The 24,725-nt window shown below is 71.6% G+C and carries 21 protein-coding genes; 12 read left to right on the top strand and 9 right to left on the bottom strand.

Annotated features, from left to right (window positions below; translation table 11 throughout):
• The first annotated feature begins 237 nt into the window (after window positions 1–237).
• The 5 genes from ACFVN5_RS00640 to ACFVN5_RS00620 all read left to right on the top strand — a co-directional run bounded on the left by ACFVN5_RS00640 (window position 238) and on the right by ACFVN5_RS00620 (window position 6,645).
• Window positions 238–1,563: an ABC transporter substrate-binding protein gene (locus ACFVN5_RS00640; RefSeq protein ID WP_376952695.1), complete on the top strand. Its 1,326-nt coding sequence runs from the start codon at window positions 238–240 to the stop codon at window positions 1,561–1,563.
• A gap of 68 nt (window positions 1,564–1,631) precedes the next feature.
• The gene (locus tag ACFVN5_RS00635) at window positions 1,632–2,567 is read left to right on the top strand and encodes a carbohydrate ABC transporter permease (RefSeq protein ID WP_376952694.1); all 936 of its coding nucleotides are present in this window, start codon (window positions 1,632–1,634) and stop codon (window positions 2,565–2,567) included.
• A complete protein-coding gene (locus ACFVN5_RS00630; RefSeq protein WP_376952693.1) occupies window positions 2,564–3,394 on the top strand; it encodes a carbohydrate ABC transporter permease in 831 nt (276 codons plus the stop codon). The genes ACFVN5_RS00635 and ACFVN5_RS00630 overlap by 4 nt, the downstream gene beginning before the upstream one ends.
• A gap of 11 nt (window positions 3,395–3,405) precedes the next feature.
• Window positions 3,406–5,538, top strand: coding sequence for an alpha-L-rhamnosidase C-terminal domain-containing protein (locus ACFVN5_RS00625; protein WP_376952692.1), 2,133 nt, complete (start codon window positions 3,406–3,408; stop codon window positions 5,536–5,538).
• Between the two features lie 96 nt (window positions 5,539–5,634).
• On the top strand, window positions 5,635–6,645 hold the full coding sequence (locus ACFVN5_RS00620; RefSeq protein WP_376952691.1) for a LacI family DNA-binding transcriptional regulator: 1,011 nt from the start codon (window positions 5,635–5,637) through the stop codon (window positions 6,643–6,645).
• A 58-nt stretch (window positions 6,646–6,703) separates the two neighbouring features.
• On the opposite strand, the gene ACFVN5_RS00615 is transcribed toward ACFVN5_RS00620, so the two are convergent.
• Complete coding sequence (locus ACFVN5_RS00615; RefSeq protein WP_376952690.1) at window positions 6,704–7,960, bottom strand: FAD-binding protein; 1,257 nt, start codon at window positions 7,958–7,960, stop codon at window positions 6,704–6,706.
• A 202-nt stretch (window positions 7,961–8,162) separates the two neighbouring features.
• Window positions 8,163–9,803 carry a M20/M25/M40 family metallo-hydrolase gene (locus ACFVN5_RS00610; RefSeq protein ID WP_376952689.1) on the bottom strand — a complete coding sequence of 547 codons (1,641 nt, stop codon included), beginning with the start codon at window positions 9,801–9,803 and terminating at the stop codon, window positions 8,163–8,165.
• Between the two features lie 154 nt (window positions 9,804–9,957).
• On the opposite strand from ACFVN5_RS00610, the gene ACFVN5_RS00605 reads away from it, so the two are divergent.
• Complete coding sequence (locus tag ACFVN5_RS00605; protein ID WP_376952688.1) at window positions 9,958–11,205, top strand: RNA polymerase sigma factor; 1,248 nt, start codon at window positions 9,958–9,960, stop codon at window positions 11,203–11,205.
• An 11-nt stretch (window positions 11,206–11,216) separates the two neighbouring features.
• On the opposite strand, the gene ACFVN5_RS00600 is transcribed toward ACFVN5_RS00605, so the two are convergent.
• Together ACFVN5_RS00600 and ACFVN5_RS00595 are read right to left on the bottom strand one after the other, a co-directional pair.
• Complete coding sequence (locus ACFVN5_RS00600) at window positions 11,217–12,794, bottom strand: MFS transporter (protein ID WP_376952687.1); 1,578 nt, start codon at window positions 12,792–12,794, stop codon at window positions 11,217–11,219.
• 5 nt (window positions 12,795–12,799) lie between these two features.
• Window positions 12,800–13,222, bottom strand: a complete 423-nt coding sequence (locus ACFVN5_RS00595; protein ID WP_376952685.1) for a MarR family winged helix-turn-helix transcriptional regulator — start codon at window positions 13,220–13,222, stop codon at window positions 12,800–12,802.
• Window positions 13,223–13,485: 263 nt separating this feature from the next.
• Between ACFVN5_RS00595 and ACFVN5_RS00590 the strand changes: the two genes are divergently transcribed.
• The 4 genes from ACFVN5_RS00590 to ACFVN5_RS00575 all read left to right on the top strand — a co-directional run bounded on the left by ACFVN5_RS00590 (window position 13,486) and on the right by ACFVN5_RS00575 (window position 18,179).
• On the top strand, window positions 13,486–15,354 hold the full coding sequence (locus ACFVN5_RS00590) for a circularly permuted type 2 ATP-grasp protein (protein ID WP_376952684.1): 1,869 nt from the start codon (window positions 13,486–13,488) through the stop codon (window positions 15,352–15,354).
• On the top strand, window positions 15,348–16,277 hold the full coding sequence (locus tag ACFVN5_RS00585; RefSeq protein ID WP_376952683.1) for an alpha-E domain-containing protein: 930 nt from the start codon (window positions 15,348–15,350) through the stop codon (window positions 16,275–16,277). Before ACFVN5_RS00590 ends, ACFVN5_RS00585 begins: the two co-directional genes overlap by 7 nt.
• The gene (locus ACFVN5_RS00580) at window positions 16,274–17,119 is read left to right on the top strand and encodes a transglutaminase N-terminal domain-containing protein (protein ID WP_376952682.1); all 846 of its coding nucleotides are present in this window, start codon (window positions 16,274–16,276) and stop codon (window positions 17,117–17,119) included. Before ACFVN5_RS00585 ends, ACFVN5_RS00580 begins: the two co-directional genes overlap by 4 nt.
• A gap of 211 nt (window positions 17,120–17,330) precedes the next feature.
• Window positions 17,331–18,179, top strand: coding sequence for an alpha/beta fold hydrolase (locus ACFVN5_RS00575; protein ID WP_376952681.1), 849 nt, complete (start codon window positions 17,331–17,333; stop codon window positions 18,177–18,179).
• Window positions 18,180–18,204: 25 nt separating this feature from the next.
• Here the strand turns inward: ACFVN5_RS00575 and ACFVN5_RS00570 are convergent, their stop codons facing one another.
• Window positions 18,205–18,867, bottom strand: a complete 663-nt coding sequence (locus ACFVN5_RS00570; protein WP_376952680.1) for a histidine phosphatase family protein — start codon at window positions 18,865–18,867, stop codon at window positions 18,205–18,207.
• Window positions 18,868–18,967: 100 nt separating this feature from the next.
• On the opposite strand from ACFVN5_RS00570, the gene ACFVN5_RS00565 reads away from it, so the two are divergent.
• Together ACFVN5_RS00565 and ACFVN5_RS00560 are read left to right on the top strand one after the other, a co-directional pair.
• A complete protein-coding gene (locus ACFVN5_RS00565; RefSeq protein WP_376952679.1) occupies window positions 18,968–20,017 on the top strand; it encodes a biotin/lipoate A/B protein ligase family protein in 1,050 nt (349 codons plus the stop codon).
• Window positions 20,018–20,223: 206 nt separating this feature from the next.
• Entirely contained in the window at window positions 20,224–20,547 is a 324-nt protein-coding gene (locus ACFVN5_RS00560) for a hypothetical protein (protein ID WP_376952678.1), read from the top strand.
• Window positions 20,548–20,755: 208 nt separating this feature from the next.
• Here the strand turns inward: ACFVN5_RS00560 and ACFVN5_RS00555 are convergent, their stop codons facing one another.
• From ACFVN5_RS00555 to ACFVN5_RS00540, 4 genes are read right to left on the bottom strand one after another with little or no spacing between them, the layout of a single operon-like run.
• Entirely contained in the window at window positions 20,756–21,265 is a 510-nt protein-coding gene (locus tag ACFVN5_RS00555; protein ID WP_376952677.1) for a flavodoxin family protein, read from the bottom strand.
• Window positions 21,266–21,321: 56 nt separating this feature from the next.
• The gene (locus ACFVN5_RS00550) at window positions 21,322–22,731 is read right to left on the bottom strand and encodes an amidohydrolase family protein (protein ID WP_376952676.1); all 1,410 of its coding nucleotides are present in this window, start codon (window positions 22,729–22,731) and stop codon (window positions 21,322–21,324) included.
• Window positions 22,728–24,035 (bottom strand): MFS transporter, encoded by a 1,308-nt coding sequence (locus tag ACFVN5_RS00545; protein ID WP_376952675.1) that lies wholly within the window; start codon window positions 24,033–24,035, stop codon window positions 22,728–22,730. Before ACFVN5_RS00545 ends, ACFVN5_RS00550 begins: the two co-directional genes overlap by 4 nt.
• Complete coding sequence (locus tag ACFVN5_RS00540) at window positions 24,019–24,702, bottom strand: FadR/GntR family transcriptional regulator (RefSeq protein WP_376952674.1); 684 nt, start codon at window positions 24,700–24,702, stop codon at window positions 24,019–24,021. Before ACFVN5_RS00540 ends, ACFVN5_RS00545 begins: the two co-directional genes overlap by 17 nt.
• Window positions 24,703–24,725: the final 23 nt, after the last annotated feature.

The following is a 24,725-nucleotide window of genomic DNA, read 5'->3' as shown; positions in this document are numbered from 1 at the left end:
GTCTCCCCCTTTCGCCTTCGATGGTCGGATGTTCGGCTGGCTGTCACGATACACCGCGCCGTCGAGCGGAATAGACCGATCTACGTCGTGGCATGGGATCGATCGTAAATCGTTTCAAGGAATTTGTGTAGATCGGTTGACAAACTTTCTCCGACGCTCGTAACGTGGGCCACGCCACAGCACCGAGACCATTCGGAGCACTCAACAGCGCAGTTGCTTTACATGGAGGTAAAGAAGATGGTCCCCCGTTCCCAGCGACGTTCCCTCGTCGCCATCGGCGCAGGCGGTCTCGCCCTGTCGCTCGCACTCGCCGGCTGCACCGCAGGCGGTTCCGGTTCCAGTGAGGGAGGCGCGACCTCCCTGACCTTCCTGGTCGACAACGGCGAAGCGACCGTCGCCACCGCGCAGGCCCTCGTCGACGCGTTCGTGGAGGAGAACCCCGACATCAGCATCGAGGTGGAGACGCGCCCGCAGGGCGCCGACGGTGACAACGTCGTGAAGACGCGCCTCGCCACCGGCGAGATGGACGACCTGTTCCAGTACAACTCCGGCTCGCTCATGCAGGCGCTGAGCCCCGACGACACGCTCGTGAACCTGGCCGACGAGGACTACGTCGGCAAGTTCGACGACCGGTTCGTGCAGAGCGTCTCGACCGAGAACGGCCTCTACGGCGTCCCGATGGGGCAGTCGATGGCTGGCGCCGTGATCTACAACAAGGACATCTACGAGCAGCTCGGCCTCGAGGTCCCGACGACCTGGGACGAGTTCATCTCGAACAGCGAGGCGATCAAGCAGGCGGGCGTCGCCGCTCCGATCGTGCAGACCTACGGCGACACGTGGACGTCGCAGCTCTTCGTGCTCGGCGACTTCAACAACGTGCTGGCCGAGAACCCCGACTGGGCCGAGGAGTACACGAACAACAAGGCCAAGTACGTCGACGAGCCGGCACTCGCCGGGTTCGAGCACCTGCAGGAGGCGTTCGACAAGGGCCTCTTCAACGAGGACTTCGCGTCGGCGACCTACGCCGACGGCGTGACGATGGTCGCCACCGGCGAGGGTGCGCAGTACCCGATCCTCACGTTCGCCGCCGGGCAGCTCATGACCACGAACCCCGAGGCGGCCGACGTGGTCGGCACCTTCCCGCTGCCGGGTCCGGATGCCTCGACCAACGGCCTCACCGTGTGGATGCCGACCAACACCGTCTACATCCCGAAGTCGACCGAGGGCGACAAGCTCGAGGCCTCCAAGAAGTTCCTCGAGTTCCTCGCCACGCCCGAGGCCTGCGACATCCAGTCCGAGGCGAACGCCCCGCAGGGTCCGTTCGTGATCGAGGGCTGCGACCTGCCCGACGACGTGCCGGCCATGGTCTCCGACCTGCAGCAGTACTTCGACGATGGCAAGACCAACCTCGCCCTCGAGTTCCTCTCGCCCATCAAGGGCCCGGCCCTCGAGCAGATCACCGTCGCCGTGGGATCCGGAATCACCTCGGCCGCTGACGGCGCCGCCCAGTACGACGAGGATGTCAAGAAGCAGGCCCAGCAGCTCGGCATCGAAGGCTGGTAAGCCGCACTGATCGCCTGCGGGGTCGGGCCGGCCGGTCCGACCCCGCAGCCATATCCGGGAGATCCACCATGACCACCGCGACGGCCCAAGGCCGCACCTCGACGTCGCCGGGGGCGATCAGCCCAGCCGGGCCGGCCAAGCGCCGGCCCATGAAGAGCCCGTATCCCACGTGGTTCTTCATCCCGGCCGGCGTGTTCTACCTCGTCCTCTTCCTCGTCCCGACCCTCGCGTCGTTCTACTTCTCACTCACCCGCTGGACGCTGTTCAACGTCGAGTTCATCGGCTTCGACAACTTCGTCCGCTTCTTCCAGGAGCCGCAGCTCGTCCAGGGCTTCATCAACACGTTCATCTACGCCTTCCTGACCTCAGGAGCGAAGGTCGTGCTGGGCCTGCTGCTCGGGGTGTTCCTCAGCTCGCAGATCATCGCCCGGGGCTTCATCCGCTCGGTCGTGTTCTTCCCGGTGCTCGTCAGCGTCATCGGCGTCGGCATCCTGTTCAAGGTGCTCATGGACCCGTTCGACGGGCCGATCAACGAGGGGCTGGCCGCGATCGGCATCGACGGACCGGGCTGGTACACCGATCCGTCGCTCGCGCTCGTCTCCGTGGCGATCGTCGACATCTGGGCCGGCGTCGGTCTCGCGACCCTCATCTACATCGCGGGCATGGTGGCCATCCCGCAGGAGTACTTCGAGGCCTCGAAGGTCGACGGCGCGAGCGCGTGGAGCACCTTCCGGCACATCACGCTGCCGCTCCTGCGACCCGCCACCGTCACCGTCGTGCTGCTCTCGCTCATCGGCGGCCTGCGCCGATTCGACCTGATCTGGACGATGACCGGCGGTGGCCCCGGGTTCTCGAGCGACGTGCTCGCGTCGGTCGTCTACAAGCAGTACCAGGCCGGATTCTTCGGCCTCTCCACCGCCGGCAACGTCGTGCTCTTCGTCGTCGTCGCGGCGATCATCTTCCCGCTGTCATGGTGGCTCAACCGCAAGGAGGACGAGCGATGAGGAACACCGCATGGAGGTGGGGCGCCGGCACCGTCGCCATCCTCGTCACGGTCGTCGTCTTCGTGGTGCCGTTCGCGTTCATCGTGTTCACCGCGGGCAAGACCCAGGCCGAGGCGGCCGCCCTCCAGTTCACCTGGCCGACCGAGTGGGTGCTGTGGGACAACATCGTCACCGTCATCCAGAATCGCGACTTCCTGCTGGTGCGCGCCTTCGTCAACAGCACGATCCTCACGGTCTCGGCGGTCGCCATCATGGTGATCCTCGGCGCCATGGTCGGCTACGTCCTGCAGCGACGCAAGTCGCGGTGGAATCCCCTCGTCAACGCGTTCGTGCTCGCGGGACTCATCATCCCGCCGGCGGTCGTTCCCACGATCTGGGTGCTGCAGGGCATCGAGCTCTTCAAGACGATCCCCGGACTCGTCGCGGTCCACGTCGCGTTCGGGCTCTCGTTCTGCATCCTGCTGTTCCGGGCGTTCGTCGCGACCATCCCGCGCGAGCTCGACGAGGCGGCCATCATCGACGGTGCCGGGCCGATCAAGCTGTTCTTCCGCGTCGTCTTCCCGCTGCTGCGCTCGGTGATCGTGACGGTCATCGTGGTCCAATCGGTAGCCGTTTTCAACGACTTCGCCTATGCGCTGTACTTCCTGCCGGGCGACGAGAACGCCACGGTGCAGCTCACGACGTTCAACTACATCTCGCAGGCGGTCACCTCGGACAACCTGCTCTTCGCGAACGTCCTGATCATCACGATCCCGCCGCTGATCATGTACGTCTTCTTCCAGCGTCAGATCGTCGCGGGCATGACCTCGGGCGCCGTGAAGGGGTGAACGCCGACCCGATGCCGCCACGCACCGCCGACGGTGTGCGGCGGTGGGTGCGGGACCGCTCGCCCCAGCCCTTCGCCGACGACGCCGTGGTGCCGCCGCCCGGCGGCACCACCTGGCTCTACGGGCCGGGCCAGTACGAGCTCGCGCAGCTGGCCCGCCTCGTCGAGGAGGGCTTCGCCGCGAACCGGCACGTGCACTACCCCCGCAACCACGGACAGGTGGCCGAGCGCGTCGCGTTCACGGCCAGGGCGACGGATGCCGCGACGGCCCGCCTCCGCGTCACGGGCACGCTCGTCGCCGCGACCGTCGACGGGCAGCCGGTCGACATCGGTGGGCTCGAGCCGTCGGATGCCGCGGGCTCCCACGCGATCGAACTGCCCCTGCGCCGTGCCGACGCCGAGCTCGAGCTGGAGCTCGCAGCCTCGGACCGGCACGTCCCCGCCATCGCGATCGACCCCGGCGTCCCGCTCCGCGGCTGGCGCGCGCGCGTCGCCGACGGTGCGTGGGAGGACGTGCGGCCACGGCCGGGCGGCGACGCGCCGCCGCACCTCGCCCCGGTGGGCACGGTCGAGGTCGTGGCCCGCGGCATCCGCGACGGGCTCGACGACACTGGTGCGCTCTACGACGTCGGCGCGCCGGTGCTCGGCCGTCCGGTGCTGCCGCCCGGGCCGCGACCCGGCGTGTCCAGCGGCGAGAGCATCGCGGAGGCGCTGGCCGACCCCGCGACGCACGAGACCCGCCACGACCTGGTCGAGCTGCCCGACGGCGGGTGGACCACGCGGCATCCGCTGGGCTTCAGGTACCTCGTCGTGCGATCGGATGCCCCGCCCGAGTCGGTCGCGGTGCGCGCCTCGGTGCACGTGGTCGAGCGGCCCGGCGCGTTCGCGTGCTCCGACGAGGAGCTCACCCGGATCTGGGCGGCGGCGCAGTACACGCTGCGCCTCTGCATGCAGGGCCTCATGATCGACGGCATCAAGCGCGACCGCATGCCGTGGGCGGGCGACCAAGCGCTGAGCACGCTCGCCAACGCGTTCGCGCTCGGCGAGGGCGGCGTCGTGGCCGACGGGCTGGTCGCGCTGGGCCGCCCCGAGCACGGGTACGTCAACGGCATCGCCGACTACTCGCTCTGGCAGGTCGTGAACGCCGACCTGCGCCTGCGCTGCTTCGGCGACGAGGCGTTCGCGCTCGCCGAGGCGGACCGGCTGGACCGGTTCGTCGCCGACCTCGCCGAGCACGCCGGCCACGACGGCGTGTTCCGTCCGGCCGCGCAGCGTGGTGGGTTCGTCGACTCCGGACCGGGCTCGGTCTTCCTCGACTGGGGGCTCGCGCTCGAGCACGGACGCGACCCGGTGGCGCTGCAGATGCTCTGGTACTGGGCCCTCCGAAGCGCCGAGCGCGTGCTCGAGCGCACGGGGCATCCGGGAGCGGCCCGATGGAGCGAGCTCGCCGACACGCTCGAGGCGACGCTGCGCGAACGCGCGTGGCTCGCCCGGAACGGGCGGTGGGCCGACTACCTCGACGCACGCGAGTCGCGCCGGCCCGCGCGGTACGCGAACTTCCTCGCGGTGCTCGCGGGCATGCACGACGGCGACGTGCCCGACGGGGTCACCGACGCCATCCGGGTCGGGGTCGCGGGGACGCCGTTCATGACGGCGTTCCGTCTGCGGGCGCTGCTCGCCGCCGGCGATGCACCGGCCGTACTCGAGCAGGTGCGCGCCACGTGGGGTGCGATGCTCGACCGCGGACCCGGCACGTTCTGGGAGGAGGCGACGCTCGACGACGAGCCGCTCGCGATGTACGGACGCCCGTTCGGTCGCAGCCTGTGCCACGCGTGGGCGTCCGGACCCGCGGCGATCCTCCCCGAGGCGGTGCTCGGCCTGCGGCCGCTCGACGACGGCTGGTCGCGGTTCGCGGTGCAGCCCGACCTCGGCGACCTCGCGTGGGCGTCGGCCGTGGTGCCCGCGCCGAGCGGCGACATCGTCGTGATCGCCGACGCATCGACGGTCACCGTGCAGGTGCCCGCGGGCACCGTCCTCGTGCGCGAGGGGCACGCGGTGCCCGGTCCCGCGACCGTGGAGTGGGCGCAGCCGCCTTCGGCGGACGTCGGCGGGGGAGCCGCCGATGCCGCGGCATCCGGGGCATGATGCAAACGTTTCATTCGTGACGCCCGCCTGAGGGGCGCGGGCTGCGATCATGGCTTGGGCGGAGTCCGCGTGCGCGGCCGCCAGGGGAGGCAGCAGATGGCAGTGAGTGTCCGCGACGTGGCGGCCGCGGCATCCGTGTCGGTGGGCACGGTCTCGAACGTGCTCAACCGGCCCGAGAAGGTCGCGCCCGACACCGTGGCGCGCGTCTTGGCCGCGATCGACGAGCTCGGATTCGTGCGCAACGACGCCGCGCGGCAGCTGCGGGCGGGCCGCAGCCGCAGCATCGGGCTGGTCGTGCTCGACGTGCGCAACCCGTTCTTCACCGACGTCGCCCGCGGCGCCGAGGACCGGGCCGCCGAGGACAACATGACCATCCTGCTCGGCAACAGCGACGAGAACGGCGACCGCGAGCGCGCGTACCTCGATCTCTTCGAGGAGCAGCGCGTGCACGGCGTGCTCATCTCGCCGCTCGGCGACGACGAGACGCGGCTGCAGCGCCTGCGCGGCCGGGACACGCCCGTCGTGCTCGTCGACCGCGTCTCGGAGGACCGCAACCTCTCGTCGGTCTCGGTCGACGACGTGGTCGGCGGCGAGCTCGCCGTGCGCCACCTCATCGAGACGGGCCGCCGCCGCATCGCGTTCATCGGCGGGCCCATGGGCATCCGGCAGGTCGCCGACCGCCTCGCGGGCGCACGGCGCGCGGTCGAGGCCGAGCCCGACGCGACGCTCGAGGTGATCGAGACCGAGTCGCTCACCGTGCTGGAGGGTCGCGCGGCGGGCGAGGCGATCCGCGAGCGTGCGGCGGGCGAGCGCCCCGATGCGGTCTTCGCGGCGAACGACCTGCTCGCCATGGGCGTGCTGCAGGCGCTCAACATGCTCGGCTCGGTCCGCGTGCCCGACGACGTCGCGCTCATCGGCTACGACGACATCGACTTCGCGTCGGCGGCCGTGGTGCCGCTCTCGTCGATCCGGCAGCCCGCGTCGCTCATCGGCTACACGGCCGTCGACCTGCTGCTCAAGGAGGCGGCGTCGGGCGAGGGGTTCACGCCCGAGCAGGTGGTGTTCCAGCCCGAGCTCGTGGTGCGCGACTCGACGCGGGCGCGGTAGCGGGGGTCGTCGGCGCCGCTCGCCGTCTCCGTTCGCCGTCGAGCGGTCGGATGCCGCGTCAGCGCGCCTCGCGCACGCCCACCCGCTCGAGGTACGCGTTCGTGAACACGCCCTCGGGGTCGAGCCGCTCGTAGAGCGCTCGCGCGTCGGCGAGCCGGGGAACGGTGGGCTCGAGGTCCTCACGCCCGAGCGTGTGCACCTTGCCCCAGTGCGGGCGCACCGCGAAGTCCGAGAGCGCCGACTCGATCTCGGGGAGCACGCCGAGCACGGCCTCGGGCTCATTGGCCCAGGTGAAGTGGATGGCGAAGAGCCCGCGCTCGTAGGCGCCGCTCAGCCAGAGGTCGTCGGGCGCCGCCGTGCGCAGTTCGCTCACGAGCAGGTGCGGCGCGATGCGGTCGGCGAGCGTGCGCACGGCGCGCAGCGCGTCGGCCGCGTCGGTCGGCGCGACGAAGTACTCGCTCTGGATCTCGTCGCCGTTCGACGGCGTCGCGTCGAGCCGGAAGTGCGGCAGGCGCTCGAGCCACGGACCGGGGACCCCGCCCTGCTCGGTGAGGTTGTCGGCGATCGCGTCGCCGATCGAATTCGCCGACGTGAGCATCCGCCGGGCGCCGAGCAGGTCGTCCACGACCGGGGCGTCGTCGCGGTCGAGGAGCGTCTTCACCCAGAGCTGGCCCGCACCGTCGCCGCCCCATCGCGTGAAGAGGCTCACGCTGTAGCCGGCGCCCGTCATCGCGGGGAGGTCCTCGAGCGCGGCATCCCACCGAAGGTCGGTGTACACGTCCTGGCGCACGCGGTAGGCGGGCTGGACGGCGAGCGTCAGCCGCACGATGATGCCGTACGCGCCGAGGCCCACGGCCCGGCCGGCGAAGTCGGACTCGCCGATCGCGACCCGGACGAGCTCGCCGGTCGCGTCGACGTACTCGATCGCGCGGATCGCCGTGGTGAGCACGCCGTTGCGGTCGCCCGAGCCGTGCGTGCCCGTCGCGGTCGCGCCGCCGACCGAGATGTGCGGCAGCGAGCCGAGGTTGTGCAGCGCCCAGCCGCGCTCGTGCAGCCAGCGCGCGAGGATGCCGTACCGCGTGCCCGCGCCGACCTCGACCGTGCGGGCCTCTTCGTCGAGCACGAAGCCCGGATCGATGCCGGTGACCGACACGAGCGTGCCGTCGGTGTCGGGCAGGTCGTTGAACGAGTGCCGGGTGCCGAGCGCGCGGATCCGCCCGCCCGCCCGCACGAGCGACTGCACGTCCTCGATCGAGCCCGCCTGCACGATCGGGGCGCGGTACGCATAGTTGCCCGCCCAGTTGCGTTCGGTCATGCGTCGCTCCTCCTCGTCGCGCGGCGGTCGCGGGCCCAGGGGCCGCGGGCACGTGCGTGCCAGCGTACCGCCGCGGATGCCGCGGACAGCCGTGCGTGTCGTCGCATCGCGCGATCGCGGCGGCGGGGCATCCGCTCGGGCCGCAGACCGGATCGGCCTCCCGCACGCGAGGCGCGGGAGGCCGATCAGGTGGTGCGGGCGGTCAGCGCCGGAAGTGCTCGCCGACCCGCTCGCCGTGCTGCATGGCGTTCGGCGAGGCCTTGGCCGTGCCGTTCACCGCGCTCGTCGACATCGCGAACGTGAGGATGGCGTGCGCCGTGGCATCCGCCATCTCCTCGAGTCCCTGCGTGTTCACGTTGGTGATCTCGTTGTTCCACTCGAGCGCGCCGTCGTATGCCTCATTCAGTGCCTCGTAGAGGTCGGCGTCCGCGCCGTCGCCGATCGGGTCCATGCTGTCGCACGGCTGGTGGTAGCACGGGTCGTACGACACCGGCTCGCCCTCGAAGGTGGAGAGGCCGCCATAGAGGGCCACCTCGTCCGCCTCCTTGGCGTCCTCGGCTCCGGTGAACAGGCCACCGGCCGGGATGCCGGCGGCGATGAACGCGTCGTAATCCGAACGTCCGTCGAACGCGGTCGGCTCCGAGGCGAGGCCCTGCGAGGCGAAGTACTGCTCGAAGATGCCCTCGATGTTCCCGCTCCCCGCCGGTCCCTTGATGCCGAACGCGTCACCGCTGCCGTCGTAGATGAAGCGGCCGTAGTTCGGCGAGCCGATCATGTCGAAGTTGAGGTAGAGCTGGATGTTCTTCGCGGCACGCTTGTCGAGCGAGTCGACGTAGTACTGCGAGCCGACGAGGCCGGCCTCCTCGGCGCCCCACCAGGCGAAGCGCACGGTGTTGCGCGGCTGGATGCCGAGCTCGGCCATCTGCATCGCGGTCTCGAGCAGCGTCGCCGATCCCGTGCCGTTGTCCTCGATGCCCGGGCCGTCCGGCACGGAGTCGAGGTGGGCGCCGGCCATGACGACGCGGTCGTCGCGACCGGTCGGCGTCTCCGCGATGAGGTTGTAGGTCTGCACATCCCGCTCGATCTGCGTCTCGGTCTGGAGGTGGATGACGACCTCGCCCTGCTCGAGCAGCGTCGCGAGGTCGTTGCCGATCTCGAACGAGGTGCCGATGACGGGCAGGTCGGCGCTGAACTGGTCGCCGAGCGTCGGGTTGAGCGTCTCGGTGCGACCCTCCTGACCCTCGTTGAAGATGATGACCCCGGCTGCGCCGGCGTCGTACGCGTTCTGGGCCTTGACCGAGAAGTCGCAGGTGCCGCGCTGCACCAGGGCGATGTTGCCCTCGGTGAAGCCGGTGAAGTCCTCGGGCTCGCAGCCGCTGTTCGAGGTGCTGGCCTGCGCCCCGGGCGGCAGAACGAGGTCGACGGCCTCGAGCGGGGCCTCCACGTCGCCGCTGCCGGAGTACTCGGCGGTGAAGAAGTCCTCACCCGGCACGTAGGTGGTGGGATCCGGCGAGACCTGCTCGAAGACGGGATCGGACAGCTCGCGGAACGAGTTGAACAGGAACGGCTGGACCGTCACCTCGTAGCCCACGGCCTCGAGCTGGGTCTGGACGAACTCGAGGGATTCGTCGTACCCGGGGGTGCCGCTCGCCCGGGTGCCGCCGTTGGCGTCGGCGACCGCCTGGAGTCCGGCGAGCTGCTGCATGATGCCGTCGGCGGTCACGGCGTTGCGCAGTGCGGTCGTGTCGGTTGGAACGGCCGCGTATGCCGTGCCCGTTGCGGCGAGGGTGATGGCGGCCGTGGCCGCCGCGATCCCCACCGCGACTCTTGTGTGCTTCTTCACGGTTTCTCCCTGCTTCGTTGCAGTGCCAGGGCGTGGGTACGCTCCGGCTCGCCCGCCGAATCGTGTGCGACGGACCCGTCCACCCTGAGCATGCCTCGGCTTCGAGGTCAAGGGGTTGCGAGCCATCCGCCCCGATCTGCGGCAGTCTGGTCGGATGGATCGGGCGATCGTCGAGGCGGCCATCACGCGCGTCCACCGCGACGAGTGGGCGCGGGTCGTCGCCTCGCTCGCCCGACGGTTCGGCGACCTCGACCTCGCCGAGGAGATGGCCGCCGAGGCGTTCGCGACCGCCGTCGAGCGGTGGCCGCGCGACGGCGTGCCCCCGAATCCGGGCGCGTGGATCACGACCACGGCCAATCGGAAGGCGATCGATCGACTGCGGCGAGAGGCGCGGCGGGCCTCGAAGCAGCAGGAGGCGCTCGTGCTGCACGACGACAGCCCGCCCGAGCCGATCGGCGCCGTCGAGGACGACCGGCTCCGCCTGCTCTTCACCTGCTGCCACCCGGCGCTCTCGATGGAAGCGCGGATGGCGCTGACCCTGCGCATGATCGGCGGGCTCACCGTCGCCGAGATCGCCCATGCGTTCCTGGTGCAGGAGGGCACGATGGCTCGGCGCATCACTCGCGCGAAGGACAAGATCGCGGCCGCCCGCATCCCGTACCGGGTCCCCGAGGCCGAGGACCTTCCCGCGCGCGTCGCGGGCGTCCTGGCCGTGCTCTACCTCGTCTTCAACGAGGGCTACCTCGCCTCGGGCGAGGAGTCCGACCCCGTCCGCCGCGACCTCACCGCGGAAGCCATCCGGATGACGCGACTGGTGCACGCGCTGCTGCCCGGCGACGGCGAGGTCGCCGGGCTCCTCGCCCTCATGCTGCTCACCGAGGCGCGCGCCTCGGCGCGGGTCTCGGCCTCGGGCGAGCTCGTGCCGCTCGACGAGCAGGACCGCAGCACGTGGGACCGCGCGATGATCGCCGAGGGCCTCGCCATCGTGCGCGAGCGCCTTGACGTGGTGGCCCGCGGCGACGCGGTCCCCGGCCGCTACCAGGTCCTCGCCGCGATCGGCGCGGTCCATACGTCCGCGCCCGACGCCCGCGACACCGACTGGTCGCAGGTCGTCGCCCTCTACGACCGGCTCGCCGCCATCGACCCGAGCCCGATCGTGGCCCTGAACCGGGCGATCGCGGTCTCCGAGCTCGACGGACCCGAGGCCGGACTCGACGCGGTCGACCGGCTCGGGGAGGCGCTCGACGGCTACCACGCGTTCCACGCGGCCCGCGCCGAGTTGCTGCGGCGACTCGCTCGCCCGGCTGAGGCCCGCGCGGCCTACGATCGCGCGATCGAGCTGGCCGGCAACTCCGCGGAGGTCGCCTACCTCACCGGGCGACGCGGGCAGCTCGACGGGTAGCCGACTCGGTGCTAGTCGGCCGCCGGCCGGCAGCCCGCGTTCGACGGTCGCGGCTCGTGCGACGAACGCGGGCGCGGGGCGGCGACGTGCCGCGACGGCTCGTGCTGCGAGGGCGCGTGGTGCGCCACCTCGGGCGGCAACGGCTCGTGGTGGGGCGGCACGTGGTGCGTCGGGTCGTGCGTCGCGTCGTGGGTCGACGCCTCGCGGTCGGCGAGCGGATGCCGCGGCAGCGCGATGGGCGACGTGAGCGCCACCTGCTCGGAGAAGTCCTCGGGGACCGGTCGGGGCTGGGCGGGCACGACGTGCACGGGCCGCGTGGGGATGACCGCGATGGCCGCCGTCGGGGCATCCGCGAACTGCAGCACCGGCCGCCACCCGACCTGCGGATGCCGCGCCAGGTGCATGCCCCGGGCGAACACGAGCCAGCCCAGGCCGATGAGCGCGGCGACGCCCGCCGCGATCGCGGCCACGCCGAGCGCCCAGCGCGGACCCCACTGCGCGGCGACGGCGCCCACGATGGGGGCGCCGATGGGCGTGCCGCCCACGAGGATCGCCATGTAGAGCGCCATGACCCGGCCGCGGAGGTCGGGCTCGGTGGTCGTCTGCACGTAGCCGTTCGCGGTCGTGAGGATCGTGACCGCGCCGAAGCCGATGAGGATGGTCGACGCGGCGAACGTCCAGAAGGTCGGCATGAGTGCGGCGAGCAGGGCCGCGACCCCGAAGAAGCCCGACGCGAGGATGATGACCCGCATGCGGGCGCGCTCGCGCCGGGCGGCGAGCAGCGCCCCCGTGAGCGAGCCGATCGCGATGATCGAGTTGAGCAGGCCGTATTCGCCCGCGCCGCGTCCGAACTCGACGGCCATGGTCGACGAGAAGATCGGGAAGTTCATGCCGAACGCGCCGATGATGAAGACGATCACGAACACGATCACGAGGTCGGGACGGCCGGCGACGTAGCGGAACCCGGCGACGAACTGGCCGCGGGAACTCACTCGCGGCATCCGTCGCACCTTCATGTCGCGCAGCAGCCAGAGCGAGACGAGCACCGCCAGGAACGTCGCGGCGTTGATGACGAAGACCCAGCCCGAGCCGACGAGCACGATGAGCAGGCCCGCGACGGCGGGGCCGATCATGCGCGCCGCGTTGAAGGATGCCGAGTTGAGGGCGACCGCGTTGGACATGTCGGAGCCCGACACGAGGTCGGCGACGAAGGTCTGGCGAGCGGGGGTGTCGACGGCGTTGACGATGCCGAGCGCGAGGGCGAAGCCGTAGAGGTGCCAGAGCTGCGCGTGGCCGAAGATGAGGAGGAGGCCGAGCGCCAGGCCGAGGAGCATGAGGCAGGTCTGCGTGACCATGAGGATCCTGCGTCGCTCGAACCGGTCGGCGATGAGGCCGGTGATGGGTACGAGCAGGAGCTGCGGGGCGAACTGCAGCGCCATGGTGATGCCCACGGCGAGGGCGTCGTTCGCGGTGAGCTCGGTGAGGACCACCCAGTTCTGGGCGGTGGCCTGCATCCAGGCGCCGATGTTGGAGACGAGTGCGCCGACGAACCAGATTCGGTAGTCGGCGCTGGCGAGGGAGCGGAACATGGCACTCACAGGGTGGCGAGTCCTCCCATCAGTTCTGCGGCTCGGGCGAGCACTTCGCGGTCCTCCCTGGAGAGTTCGCGCAGGCGGTTGGTGAGCCAGGCGTCGCGCTTGGAGATGGTCTCCTTCACGACGGCCCGGCCGGCCTCGTTGAGAGCGATGTTGACCTTGCGACGGTCGACGTCGTCGGCCACCCGGGTCAGGTAGCCGCCCTCCTCGAGGCAGTTGACGGTGCGGTTCATCGACGGCGCGGACACCCGCTCGCGCTCGGCGAGCTGGCCGAGGGTCTGCGTGCCGTTGCGGTACAGGTTGCCCAGCACGGCGAGCTGGCCGTCGGAGAGGGCCTCGACGGACTTCTCGGCGCGGATCCGGCGGCCCAGCCGGAAGGTCGCCAGGCGCAGCTCCGAGCTCTGTTCTGCGATCGTGGCCATGGATCATTAGCCTAGCTCATTAGCCTTGCTAAACAAAATGCTTCGGAGGCTCGGTGCTCCGGTCGTGGTGGCGGTGGGTGGTGCGCAATTCAGGTCGGGAGGTGTGTCGGTGCGCTGATCGTCGGCGGGTCGGGCCGACACGCCGGGTGCGCACCTGAATTGCGCACGGTGACGAGGCTGACGAGGGTGGCGAGCGTGAGCGGATGCCGCGCCCGTCGCGTGTCGGAAACATCCCGGTAATCGTCGGGTGGAAACCTTCCGTCATGGGAACGCTCTTCGACGGTTACACCGCGACCCGCGCGGCGGCCCGCAAGCGCGCGACGCAGCCGTGGGACGAGATGTTCCCCGCCGACGCGGCCGCCGTCCGCGAGCCGTACCGCGAGCTCTATCCTGCGCTGGCCGCCATGACGCAGGACGAGCTCCGCGGCCGCACCGAGGCGCTCGCGAGCTCGTACCTCGCGCAGGGCGTCACGTTCGACTTCGCGGGCGAGGAGCGGCCGTTCCCGCTCGACGCCGTGCCACGCGTCATCGCGGCATCCGACTGGAGCATGGTCGAGGCGGGCGTCGCCCAGCGCGTGCGCGCGCTCGAGCGGTTCCTCGCCGACGTGTACGGGCCGCAGCACGCGGTGCGCGACGGCGTGATCCCGGCCGCGCTCATCAGCTCGTCGACGCACTACCACCGGCAGGCGACGGGGATCGTGAGCGCCAACGGCGTGCGCATCCAGGTCTCGGGCATCGACGTCATCCGCGACGAGCAGGGCGCGTGGCGCGTGCTCGAGGACAACGTGCGCGTGCCGAGCGGCGTGAGCTACGTCATCTCCAACCGCCGGGTCATGGCGCAGACGCTGCCCGAGCTGTTCACCTCGATGCGCGTGCGTCCGGTCGGCGACTACCCGAACCGGCTGCTGCAGGCGCTGCGCGCGAGCGCGCCCGAGGGCGTCGACGACCCGACCGTGGTCGTGCTCACGCCGGGCGTCTACAACTCGGCGTACTACGAGCACACGCTGCTCGCGCGGCTCATGGGCGTCGAGCTCGTCGAGGGCCGCGACCTGTTCTGCTCCGGCGGCCGCGTCTGGATGCGCACGACGGCCGGCCCCACCCGCGTCGACGTGATCTACCGCCGCGTCGACGACGAGTTCCTCGACCCGCAGCAGTTCCGGCCCGACTCCGTGCTCGGTGCGCCCGGGCTCATGCTCGCGGCGCGACTCGGCCACGTGACCATCGCGAACGCCGTGGGCAACGGCGTGGCCGACGACAAGCTCGTCTACACCTACGTGCCCGACCTCATCCGCTACTTCCTCGGCGAGGAGCCCATCCTCCCCAACGTCGACACCTGGCGGCTCGAGGAACCCGAGGCGCTCGCCGAGGTGCTCGACCGACTCGACGAGCTCGTCGTGAAGCCGGTCGACGGCTCGGGCGGCAAGGGCCTCGTCGTCGGTCCGGATGCCTCGCGCGACGAGCTCTCCGACCTGCGCGCCCGGCTCCTCGCCGACCCCCGTGGGTGGATCGCGCAGCCCGTCGTGCAGCTCTCGACGATCCCGACCCTCGTGGAGGACGGCATGCGCCCCCGCCACGCCGACCTCCGCCCGTTCGCCGTCAACGACGGCGAGAACGTGTGGGTGCTGCCCGGCGGCCTGACCCGCGTCGCGCTGCCCGAGGGCCAGCTCGTCGTGAACTCGAGCCAGGGCGGCGGGTCGAAGGACACCTGGGTGCTCGACGACACGACGATCACGGGCCCGATCGCCGGCCTCGTGCCGGCGCGGCACACGGCCGGCTCGGTCGTCGCCGACCAGGCGACGGCACCGGTGGTGGTCGCGCCGACCGGGTCGACGCCCGTCGTCGAGGCCGAGCGGGCGGCGCCGCACCGCAGCCATCGCCCCGAGGCCTCCCCGCAGGACGAGGACGCCCCGGTGCGCCAGCAGCAGCAGCAACAGCAACAGCAGCAACAGCAGCAGTCCGGTGGTCGAGGAGCGCCCGGCGCTGCCCCCGGTGGTCGAGTAGCGCCCGGCGAAGCCGGCCGCGTATCGAGACCTGGCGACCCAGCACGCGTCACCAGGTCTCGATACGCGTCGCCGCTCCGCGACGGCGCTACTCGACCACCGGGACCGGAGGAGGAGGCACCCGCATGCTGAGCCGCATCGCCGAATCCCTCTTCTGGATCGGCCGCTACATCGAGCGCAGCGACGGCACCGCGCGCATCCTCGACGTGCACCTGCAGCTCCTCCTCGAGGACCCGTGGATCGACGAGGACACCGCCTGCCGTTCCCTCCTCTCGGTCATGGGCTCCGAGGCCGAGCCGGGCGCGAGCCTCACCCGCGACGACGTCATCGCGCTCCTCGCCGTCGACCGCACGCATCCCGCCTCGATCGCGCATTCCATCGCCGCCGCCCGCGAGAACGCCCGCCGCGCCCGCGAGATCGTCTCGACGGAGCTGTGGGAAGCCCTGAACCAGACGAACGCACGGATGCCGCGACGCGTCGCACACGACAAGACGCACGAGTTCTTCCGGTGGGTCCGCGACCGCTCGGCGCTCGCGATCGGCGTCGTCGACTCCGCCACGAGCCGGGACGAGGCGTGGCAGTTCTTCTCCCTCGGACGCTCGATCGAGCGCGCCGACATGACCGCACGGCTGCTCGCCACTCGGTCGCTGACCGAGGCGAGCGGCCCGAGCTGGACCACGATCCTGCGCAGCTGCGGCGGCTACGAGGCGTACCTGCGCAGCTACCGCGGAGTGCCGTCTACGCAGTCGGCGGCGGAGTTCCTGCTGCTCGACCGGCTGTTCCCGCGGTCGATCATCTCGAGCGTCATCCGTGCCGAGGACTCGCTCCGGGAGATCGATCCGCGCGCCGGCCGGGTCGGCGTCACCGATCAGGCCAGGCGCCTGCTCGGCCAGATCCGCTCGGAGTTCGAGTACCGTCCGATCGCCGAGATCCTCACCGACCTATCGGGCAACATGGAGCACGTGCAGGATGTCGTGTCGGGCGCGAGCGAGGCGATCCGCCAGCGGTACTTCCCCGCGAGCGTCGCACCGGTCTGGATCGGGGAGGTCTCGTGAGCCGCATCCGCATCGTGCACCGCACGGGCTTCACCTACGAGGAACCGGCGACCGCGTCGTACAACGAGGCCCGCATGCTGCCGCACTCGGGCGGCGAGCAGTTCGTGCTGCAGGCCGGCCTCGACATCCGGCCGGGAGCCACGCAGCACTCGTACCTCGACTACTGGGGCACGCGCGTCTCCACGTTCGAGGTGCTGACGCCGCACCGCGAGCTGTCGGTCACGGCCACGAGCCTCGTCGAGGTCCGACCGTCGCCCGTGCCGCGGTCGGAACTCTCCTGGGACGAGCTCGAGGTCGCGGCAGGGTCGACCATCGGGCTCGTCGAAGCGTCGTCGTTCTCGGATGCCACGACCCCGCCACCCGAGGTCGCGGAGCTCGCGCGCGAGATCGCCGCCGAGGGCGCGCCCGTGGGTGAGACCGCGCTCGAGATCAGCCGCGCCGTCGGCGGCGCCATGGAGTACGTGCGCGGCGTCACGGGCGTGCACTCCACCGCGACCGAGGCCTGGGACGAGCGCAAGGGGGTCTGCCAGGACATCGCGCACGTCGCGCTCGGCGCGCTGCGCTCGGTCGGCATCCCCGCGCGCTACGTGTCGGGCTACCTGCACCCCGATCCCGACGCCGACATCGGGCAGACCGTGGTGGGCGAGTCGCACGCCTGGGTCGAGTGGTTCGCGGGGGAGTGGCGCGGCTACGACCCCACGAACCTCAAGGAGGTCGGCGAGCTGCACGTCCTCGTCGGCCGTGGACGCGACTACAGCGACGTCACCCCGCTGCGGGGCGTGTACGCGGGCCCCGGGGCATCCGAGCTGTTCGTCTCGGTCGAGGTCACCCGCGTCGCTTGAGCCCGCGAGCGGATGCCGCGCCTCGGCGGCCGCGTCGCGTGCGGCCAACCCGACCTGCGTCGTGCGCAATTCAGGTGCGGAGGCGTGTCGTCGTGCGCCGGCCCGGCGTGTCGGGCCGACATGCCGAGGGCGCACCTGAATTGCGAACATGGGCGCACCTGAATTGCGAACATCACAGGGCAGCGGATGTCGCGCCTGACATGATGTCGGCATGCCGACGTTCACCGACGACCACGGAGTCCGGATCCACTACGAGTCGTGGCGCGTGCCCGAGCCGAACGCCGTCATCCAGTTGGCGCACGGGATCGGCGAGCACATCGGCCGCTACCGCGAGCTGATCGAGGCGTTGAACGCGGCCGGCTACTCCGTGTGGGCCGACGACCACCGGGGCCACGGGCAGACCGGCTTCGAGCAGCACGGCGGCGACCTGAGCCGCATGGGTCGTCCGGGGCCCGGCGGCATGGGTGCCGCGATCGCGGGCCTCGAGCGCTTCGGTGACGTGATCCGCGACGCCGAGGGCGGCGACGTGCCGCTCGTGCTGCTCGGCCACTCGTGGGGATCGTTCATGTCCCAGCACGTGGTGAACCGGCATCCCGACCGCTACGACGCGGTCGTGCTCACCGGCACCGCCTGGCTGCAGCTCGGCTGGACCAACACCGGCGACCTGAACAAGCGGTTCGCCCGGCCGGGCGGCACCCCGGTCGAGTGGCTGAGCCGCGATCCGCAGGTCGCCGAGGAGTTCATGCGCGACCCGTACACGACCGAGCGCACGCTGCAGCAGCTGTTCGGCTGGCCGCAGTCGTTCTCGCTCATCACGAGGCCGTCGAAGCAGATCCCGAGCGAGCTGCCGCTGCTCGTCATGGTCGGCTCCGACGATCCGGTGGCCGGGGAGCGCAGCGCGAAGGCGCTCCTGAAGGACTTCGTGCGCCGCGCGCACCTCGTCGACGCGACGCTCATCGTCTACGAGGGCGCACGGCACGAGGTCTTCAACGAGATCAATCGCCAGGAGGTTCGCGAGGACCTCGTCCGCTGGCTCGACGAGCGCTTCGCGGTCGACTGAGGCGAACGGCGCCGACGCCGATGCCTCAGGCGCCGAGCACCGCGCCCATGTGCGCCTGCGCGGGCGGCACGTCGAACCCCAGCAGTCGGATCCGCGGGTGGTGCATCGCCCGGGACTCGGTCGCCCACGGATAGACGATCGTCGTCAGGTGGCAGTTGCCGAGCACCGGCAACAGGTCGCGGTAGCCGTCGGGGTCCATGCCCGCCAGCTGGCAGAACAGCAACCGGATGAGGGTCGCGTGTCCGACGAGGAGCACCCGGCCGTCGGGGAACTCGCGGTGGAGGTCGTCGAACACGGGCAGCGCACGCGCGATGCCCGCCAGCCCGCTCTCGCCGCCGGGCAGCGGATTGGTCGCCGGCGCCGTGCGGAACGCCGCCCACTCCTCGGGGTACTGCGCGGCGATCTCGTCGGGCGTGAGGCCCTCGGCGACGCCGAAGTCGATCTCGACGAGCCGCTCGTCGGTCCGGAGCTCGAGGCCGGTCGTCTCGACCGACGGCGCGGCGGATCGCTGCGCCCGGCTGAGCGGCGAGGCGACGATCGCGTCGAGCTGGGCGTCGACCGCCCAGGCACCGAGCGCGGCGGCCTGCCCGAGCCCGTGTCGCGTCAGCGCGACGTCCGAGTTGCCGGCGTAGCGGTGCTCGGCGTGCCACACGGTCTCGCCGTGGCGGGCGAGGAAGAACGTGGTCATGGCGGCACGCTAGCACCGTCGGTCGCGCGCGAGCAGGGCCCGCTCTCGCCGTGGGCGAAACGGGCTCGACGAGCCCCGCGGCATCCGTAGGCTGGAGCCCATGCACGGTGAGTACAAGGTGCCCGGTGGCAAGCTCGTGGTCGTCGACTTCGACGTCGTCGACGGGGTGATCCGCAATCCCCGCGTGGCGGGCGACTTCTTCCTCGAGCCCGACGAGGCGCTCGCCGACATCGACGCGGCGCTCGAGGGCCTGCCCGCGGCATCCGATGCCAAGCAGCTCTCGGCCGCGATCACCGCTGGCCTTCGACCGGGTGCGGTCATGCTCGGCTTCTCGGCCGACGCGATCGCCGTGGCCGTGCGTCGAGCGATGACGGATGCCACGAGCTGGGCGAACTACGAGTGGGAGATCGTGCACGAGCCCGCCGTGTCCCCGCGGCTGCACCTCGCGCTCGACGAGGTGCTCGCGACGCGCGTCGGCGAGGGCCGCCGCAAGCCCACGCTGCGCTTCTGGGAGTGGGACGAGTCGGCCGTGGTGATCGGCAGCTTCCAGTCGGTGAAGAACGAGGTCGATCCCGAGGGCGCCGAGAAGTACGGGTTCGACGTCGTGCGCCGCATCTCGGGCGGCGGCGCGATGATGATGGAGCGCGGCAATGTCGTGACGTACTCGCTCTACGTGCCGTCCGAGCTCGTGCAGGGCATGAGCTTCGCCGACTCGTACGCGTTCCTCGACGACTGGGTGCTGCAGGGCCTGCGTGCGATCGGCATCGAGGCGACGTACCAGCCGCTCAACGACATCGCGAGCCCGCTCGGCAAGATCGGCGGCGCCGCGCAGAAGCGCCTCGGCTCCGGCGGTGTGCTGCACCACGTGACCATGGCGTACGACCTCGACAACGAGAAGATGCTCGAGGTGCTGCGCATCGGTCGCGAGAAGATCAGCGACAAGGGCATCGCGTCGGCGGCCAAGCGCGTCGACCCGCTGCGCTCGCAGACGGGCCTCAGCCGTGGCGCGATCATCGAGAGCCTGAAGCAGACGTTCACCGACCTCTACGGCGCGACGCGCGGGCAGATCGCCGACGATGAGCGCGCCGAGGCCGAGGCCCTCGTCGAGTCGAAGTTCTCGACGCGGGAGTGGCTCTACCGCGTGCCGTGAGCCGCAGTCGGGCGTGCTCCGATCCGTTTGATCCCGCGTGATCGACTCCGCGCTGCAAAGCGCTTCGGATATACGATCGGACACCCCGCCGACGAAGCCCGATGCGGGGCGAGTCGGATCGTATATCCGCACCGCTTGACACCGAGTGACGAGTGCCGCGGGCACCCCGTCGAGGAAGGCTCAGCGACGCCCGCTAGAATCGCCGGGTGGATTGGTGGATCTGGGTCGGCATCGCCGTGGTCGTCGTGGCCTTCGGCTGGCTCGCCGTGCGGCTCGGCTGGATCGACCTCTCCGACAAGACGCGACGCGGTGGCGGCGGTGGCGGCGGCGTCATGATGATCGGCGACGAGGTCTTCGCGCCGCGCAAGCACGAGGCCGCGGTCGAGCTCGATCGGCAGAGCCGACTCCCCGCGCCCGCGCCCTCGCCGGGCGACGGCGACAAGGGCATCGCGTTCGCCGCGGATGCCGCGGACGACGACGATCCCGACCGGTTCCGCGGTCGCATCCGGCTCGACATCGACCACCGCTGACCCCGCCCGAGGGTTGAGGGGCGCCCGGCGGAGCCGGACGACTCCGGTGGTTGAGGAGCGCCCGGCGGAGCCGGACGACTCCGGTGGTTGAGGAGCGCCCGGCGGAGCCGGACAAGTCCGGTGGTTGAGGAGCGCCCGGCGGAGCCGGACGCGTCTCGAAACCCCCTGCGCGGCGAGCGGGTTTCGAGACGCCTGCTTCGCTGGCTCCTCAACCCGCGGACGACCGCGACATCGACCGAACGAGCTCGCGCCCCCAGCGCTCGGCGCGCGCCGTCTCCCCGTCGGCGAGCGGACCCGAGTAGCCGTGCACCCCGAAGGTCTCGGGCTTCGCGATGGGCTGCATCCCGCGGCGCACGAGGTGCTTGATCGCCTTCTTCGCGGCCGAGCCGGGTAGCCGGGGCGACACCGTCCGGGTGTCGAACGTGGCCACGCGCGGCGGCTGCGTCGGCGTGGCGAGCCCGTCGAGCCACTCGCGGATGCCGCGGATCGGCACGTGCTCCGCGCCCTGCTCCTTCGCCGACTTGCGGGTCGCGGGCGTCGACATCGAGAACGCGTGGGTGGGGCCGCCGACCACGACCAGGTCGATGTCGTCGGGGATGCGGTCGGGCGCGGCATCCGTGCCCAGTACTTCGACGTCGCCGCCGATGCCGGTCGCGATCGCGCGGCCGATCGCCTCGGTGTTGCCCCAGATGGATTCCACGACGATGAGCGTGCGCATGTCGACCACCCCCGCTCCGCAACCTACGCTCAGCGCGGCCCGATGGGAAGGACCGCTCAGCGTCCGAGCTGGATCCGCTCGGACGCCCGCCGGTGCCGCTCGAGCGACCGCGGCACGTCGACCGTCCGCAGCTGCCCGTCGCGCACGACGAAGCGTCCGCCGACGACCGTGTGCCAGGCCCACGCCGGCCCGCACTGCATGAGCCCGGTGATCGGATCGGCGAGCACGCCCGCGTAGGGGAGCGTGTCGACACGCCACACCGACACGTCGCCGTTCGCGCCGATCGACAGCTGCCCGATCTCGCCCTCGCGACCCAGCGCACGGGCGCCGCCGCGCGTCGCCATCCGCAGTGCGTCGCGGGCGCTCATGGCCGTGGCGCGTCCCTCGCGCTGCCGGCTCAGCAGCATCGCGAGCTTCGTCTCGAGCCACAGCGACTGGTGGTCGGCGGCGGTCGCGCCGTCGCATCCGATGCCCACGTTCACGCCCGCGTCGAGCATCGGCCGGATGGGCGGCGGACCGCCGGGCAGTCCGCCGTCGATCATCGTCATGCTCGGGCAGTGCGCGACGGAGACGCCCGTCGCGGCGAGCATCGCGACCTCCCGCTCGTCGGGGTAGACGACGTGCGCGAGCCAGGTGCGGTCGCTCAGCCAGCCGAGGTCCTCGAACACCTCCAGCGGCCGCCGACCGTAACGCGCCCGGACGAACGCCTCCTCGTCGGGATCGTCGGCGACGTGGCTGTGCAGCCGCACGTCGAGCGCCTCCGCCAGCCGGCGCGACTCGACCATGGCGTCGGCCGAGCTGCTCATCAGCGTGCTGGGCCCGACGCCGACCCGCACGAACGAGTCCGGCGACGGATCGTGGTACTCGGCGACGAGCCGCGCGGTCTCGTCGAGCACCGCGTCGAGACGCTCGACGAGTCCGGGCGGACAGACGCCGCCATCGTCGGGGCCGATCGTCATCGATCCCCGTACCGGGCTGAACCGAAGCCCGACCGCCCGGGCCGCCTCGATCTGCGCGTCCATCAAGGCGGGCTCGGGGTGCAGGTACAGGTGATCGGCGCTCGTCGTGCAGCCGCTGAGGGCGAGTTCGGCGAGGCCCACGGTCGTCGAGATCGCCGCGGCGTCGGCGTCGAGCCGGGCCCACGCGGTGAAGTACGTCCAGAACCAGTCGGTGAGGCTCTCCACCTGCTCGGCCGGCGCGTAGGCGCGGGTGAGGTTCTGGTACAGGTGCTGGTGCGCGTTGACGAGGCCGGGGAGCACGACGCAGCCGCGCGCGTCGACGACCTCCCGCGCCGCGGGCGGCGTCGTCGTTCGATCGCCCAGCCCGACGATCACACCGTCGTCGATCGCCAGCCATCCGCCGGCAAGCTCGGTGCCGGCGTCGTCGAAGCAGGCGAGCACGTCGGCGTCGCGGATGACGAGGTCGAGGGGTTCGGTCGCCGCGGTGGGCGAGAGTTCGTGCGTCATCGCTCGGATGCCCCGACCGCGTCGGTGTCGGCCGCTGCAACGGATGCCGCATCGTTCGCGTGCTCTGCGTCGGCACCGGATGCCGCGTCGAGCGCGAAACCGCCGGCGGAAGTGCCTCGCTCCACCACGTGCCGCCCGGCCGCCCATCCCGCGATCGCCTCGCCGCCGACGACCGCCGCGAGGACGCCGACCGCCCCGACCCACGGCACCGCGGCCGCGTGCAGCAGCCCGAGCACCAGCGGACCGAGCGCGGCGAACGCGTAGCCGAACCCCTGCGCGAACGCCGAGAAGGCGGCGACGTCGCTCCGCGCCTTGAGCACGATGAGGGCGACCCCGAGGCCGAACGCGGCGCCCTGCGCGAGTCCGAGCACCCCGGTGAAGACGGGGGCGAGTTCGACGGGCGCGAGCGCCACCCCGGCGAGGCCGACGAGCGTTCCCGCAGCGGCGATGGCGACGAGGACGTGCTGGCGGGGCATCCGCCCGGCGATCACCGGCACGACCAGCGAGGCGGGCAGTCCGGCGAGGCTGAGCCACGCCAGCAGCGCCGCGGCGTGCTCGGGCGTGGCGCCGCGGTCGACGTAGAGCGTCGGCAGCCAGGCCGCGGTCGCGAAGAACACGAGCGCCTGGCATCCGAAGAACGCCGTCACCTGCCAGAGCAACCGGCCCGCGCGCAGCGGATGCCGCGGCCGCCCCGCCGTGGCGAGCATCGTCGTCCGTCGACCGGCGCGCCCGACCGCGATCGCCGCGACCGCGACCACGAGGAGCGCCGGCACCGCCCAGGCTGCGAGGGCGAGCGGGAGCGAGCCGAACGCGGCGACGAGGGGGACCGTGAAGCCGGCGCCGAGTGCCGCGCTCACGCCGAAGCTCGTGGAGAACACGCCCGACCAGAGGCCCGCGCGCGAGCCGAGCCGGTCGTGGATCACGCGCGGCATCAGCACGCTGAGTCCCGAGATGGCCGCGCCCGCCACGATCGTGCCGGCGAAGAGCGCGACCGTGCCCATCGGGCGCAGCGCGACGGCGAGCACGAGCGCCGCCGCGATCACCAGGACCGACCGCTCGGGGCCGAACCGGCGGTCGAGCAGCGGACCGAGCGGCGCGCCGACCGCGAGCAGCAGCACCGGCAGGCTCGAGAGCACCGCGGCGCCGGCGGGTGAGAGCCCGTAGTGCGCGGACACGGCGTCGAGCGTCGCCGAGACGCTCGTGATCGGGTCGCGGAGGTTCAGGCCCGCGGCGACGACCAGTGCGGCCGAGGCGACGACGGTGGAGCGGTGGCCGTGCTGGCGCGGGTCAGTCCTGCGACCCATGCCACTGCTGCTCGTGGTCGTCGAGCACGCTCAGCGCGGCAGCGGTCGCGGCCGGGCTGTCGCCCCCGTCGATCGCGGCGAACAGCGCCTCGTGGAACCCGCCCTCGGGGTCGTCGGACACGGCCATGCAGTTCGTGCGGGCCACGGAGTCGCGCAGCGACGGCTCGAAGCTCAGGTAGATGCCGGTGAGCAGCGCGTTCTTCGAGGCGCGGGCGATGCCGATGTGGAAGGCCACGTCGTGGTCGATGAACGCGGCAAGGTCGTCGGCGGCGACCGCGGCGGCGCGCCCGTCGAGGGCATCGCGCAACTGTCGCAGGTCGGCGTCGGTGCGCTTCGCCGCCGCCTCGCGGGCCGCGACGACGTCGAGCGCACGGCGCACCGCGACGACCTCGGCGTCGTCGGCGCCGTCGATCGCGTGCTGCAGTGCGACGGTGGTCTCGTCGTCGGCCACCACGTAGGTGCCGTCGCCCTGGCGGGTCTCGAGGAGGCCGAGCTGCACGAGGGAGCGGACGGCCTCGCGGACGGAGGGCCGGCTCACGCCGAGCGACTCGACGAGCCGGGCCTCGGTGGGGATCTTGCTGCCGATCGGCCACTCGCCGCTCTTGATCTCGGCACGGAGCCGTTCGACGACCGTGTCGACCAATGAGACGCGTGCGATCTGCTGCATTGCGGGTTCCCTCTCGCGAAGAT

The organism is Agromyces sp. NPDC057865, from assembly GCF_042796995.1.
Classification (GTDB): domain Bacteria; phylum Actinomycetota; class Actinomycetes; order Actinomycetales; family Microbacteriaceae; genus Agromyces.
Note: the sequence above shows the minus strand (reverse complement) of the source record. Positions and strands in the feature narration are given on the sequence as shown.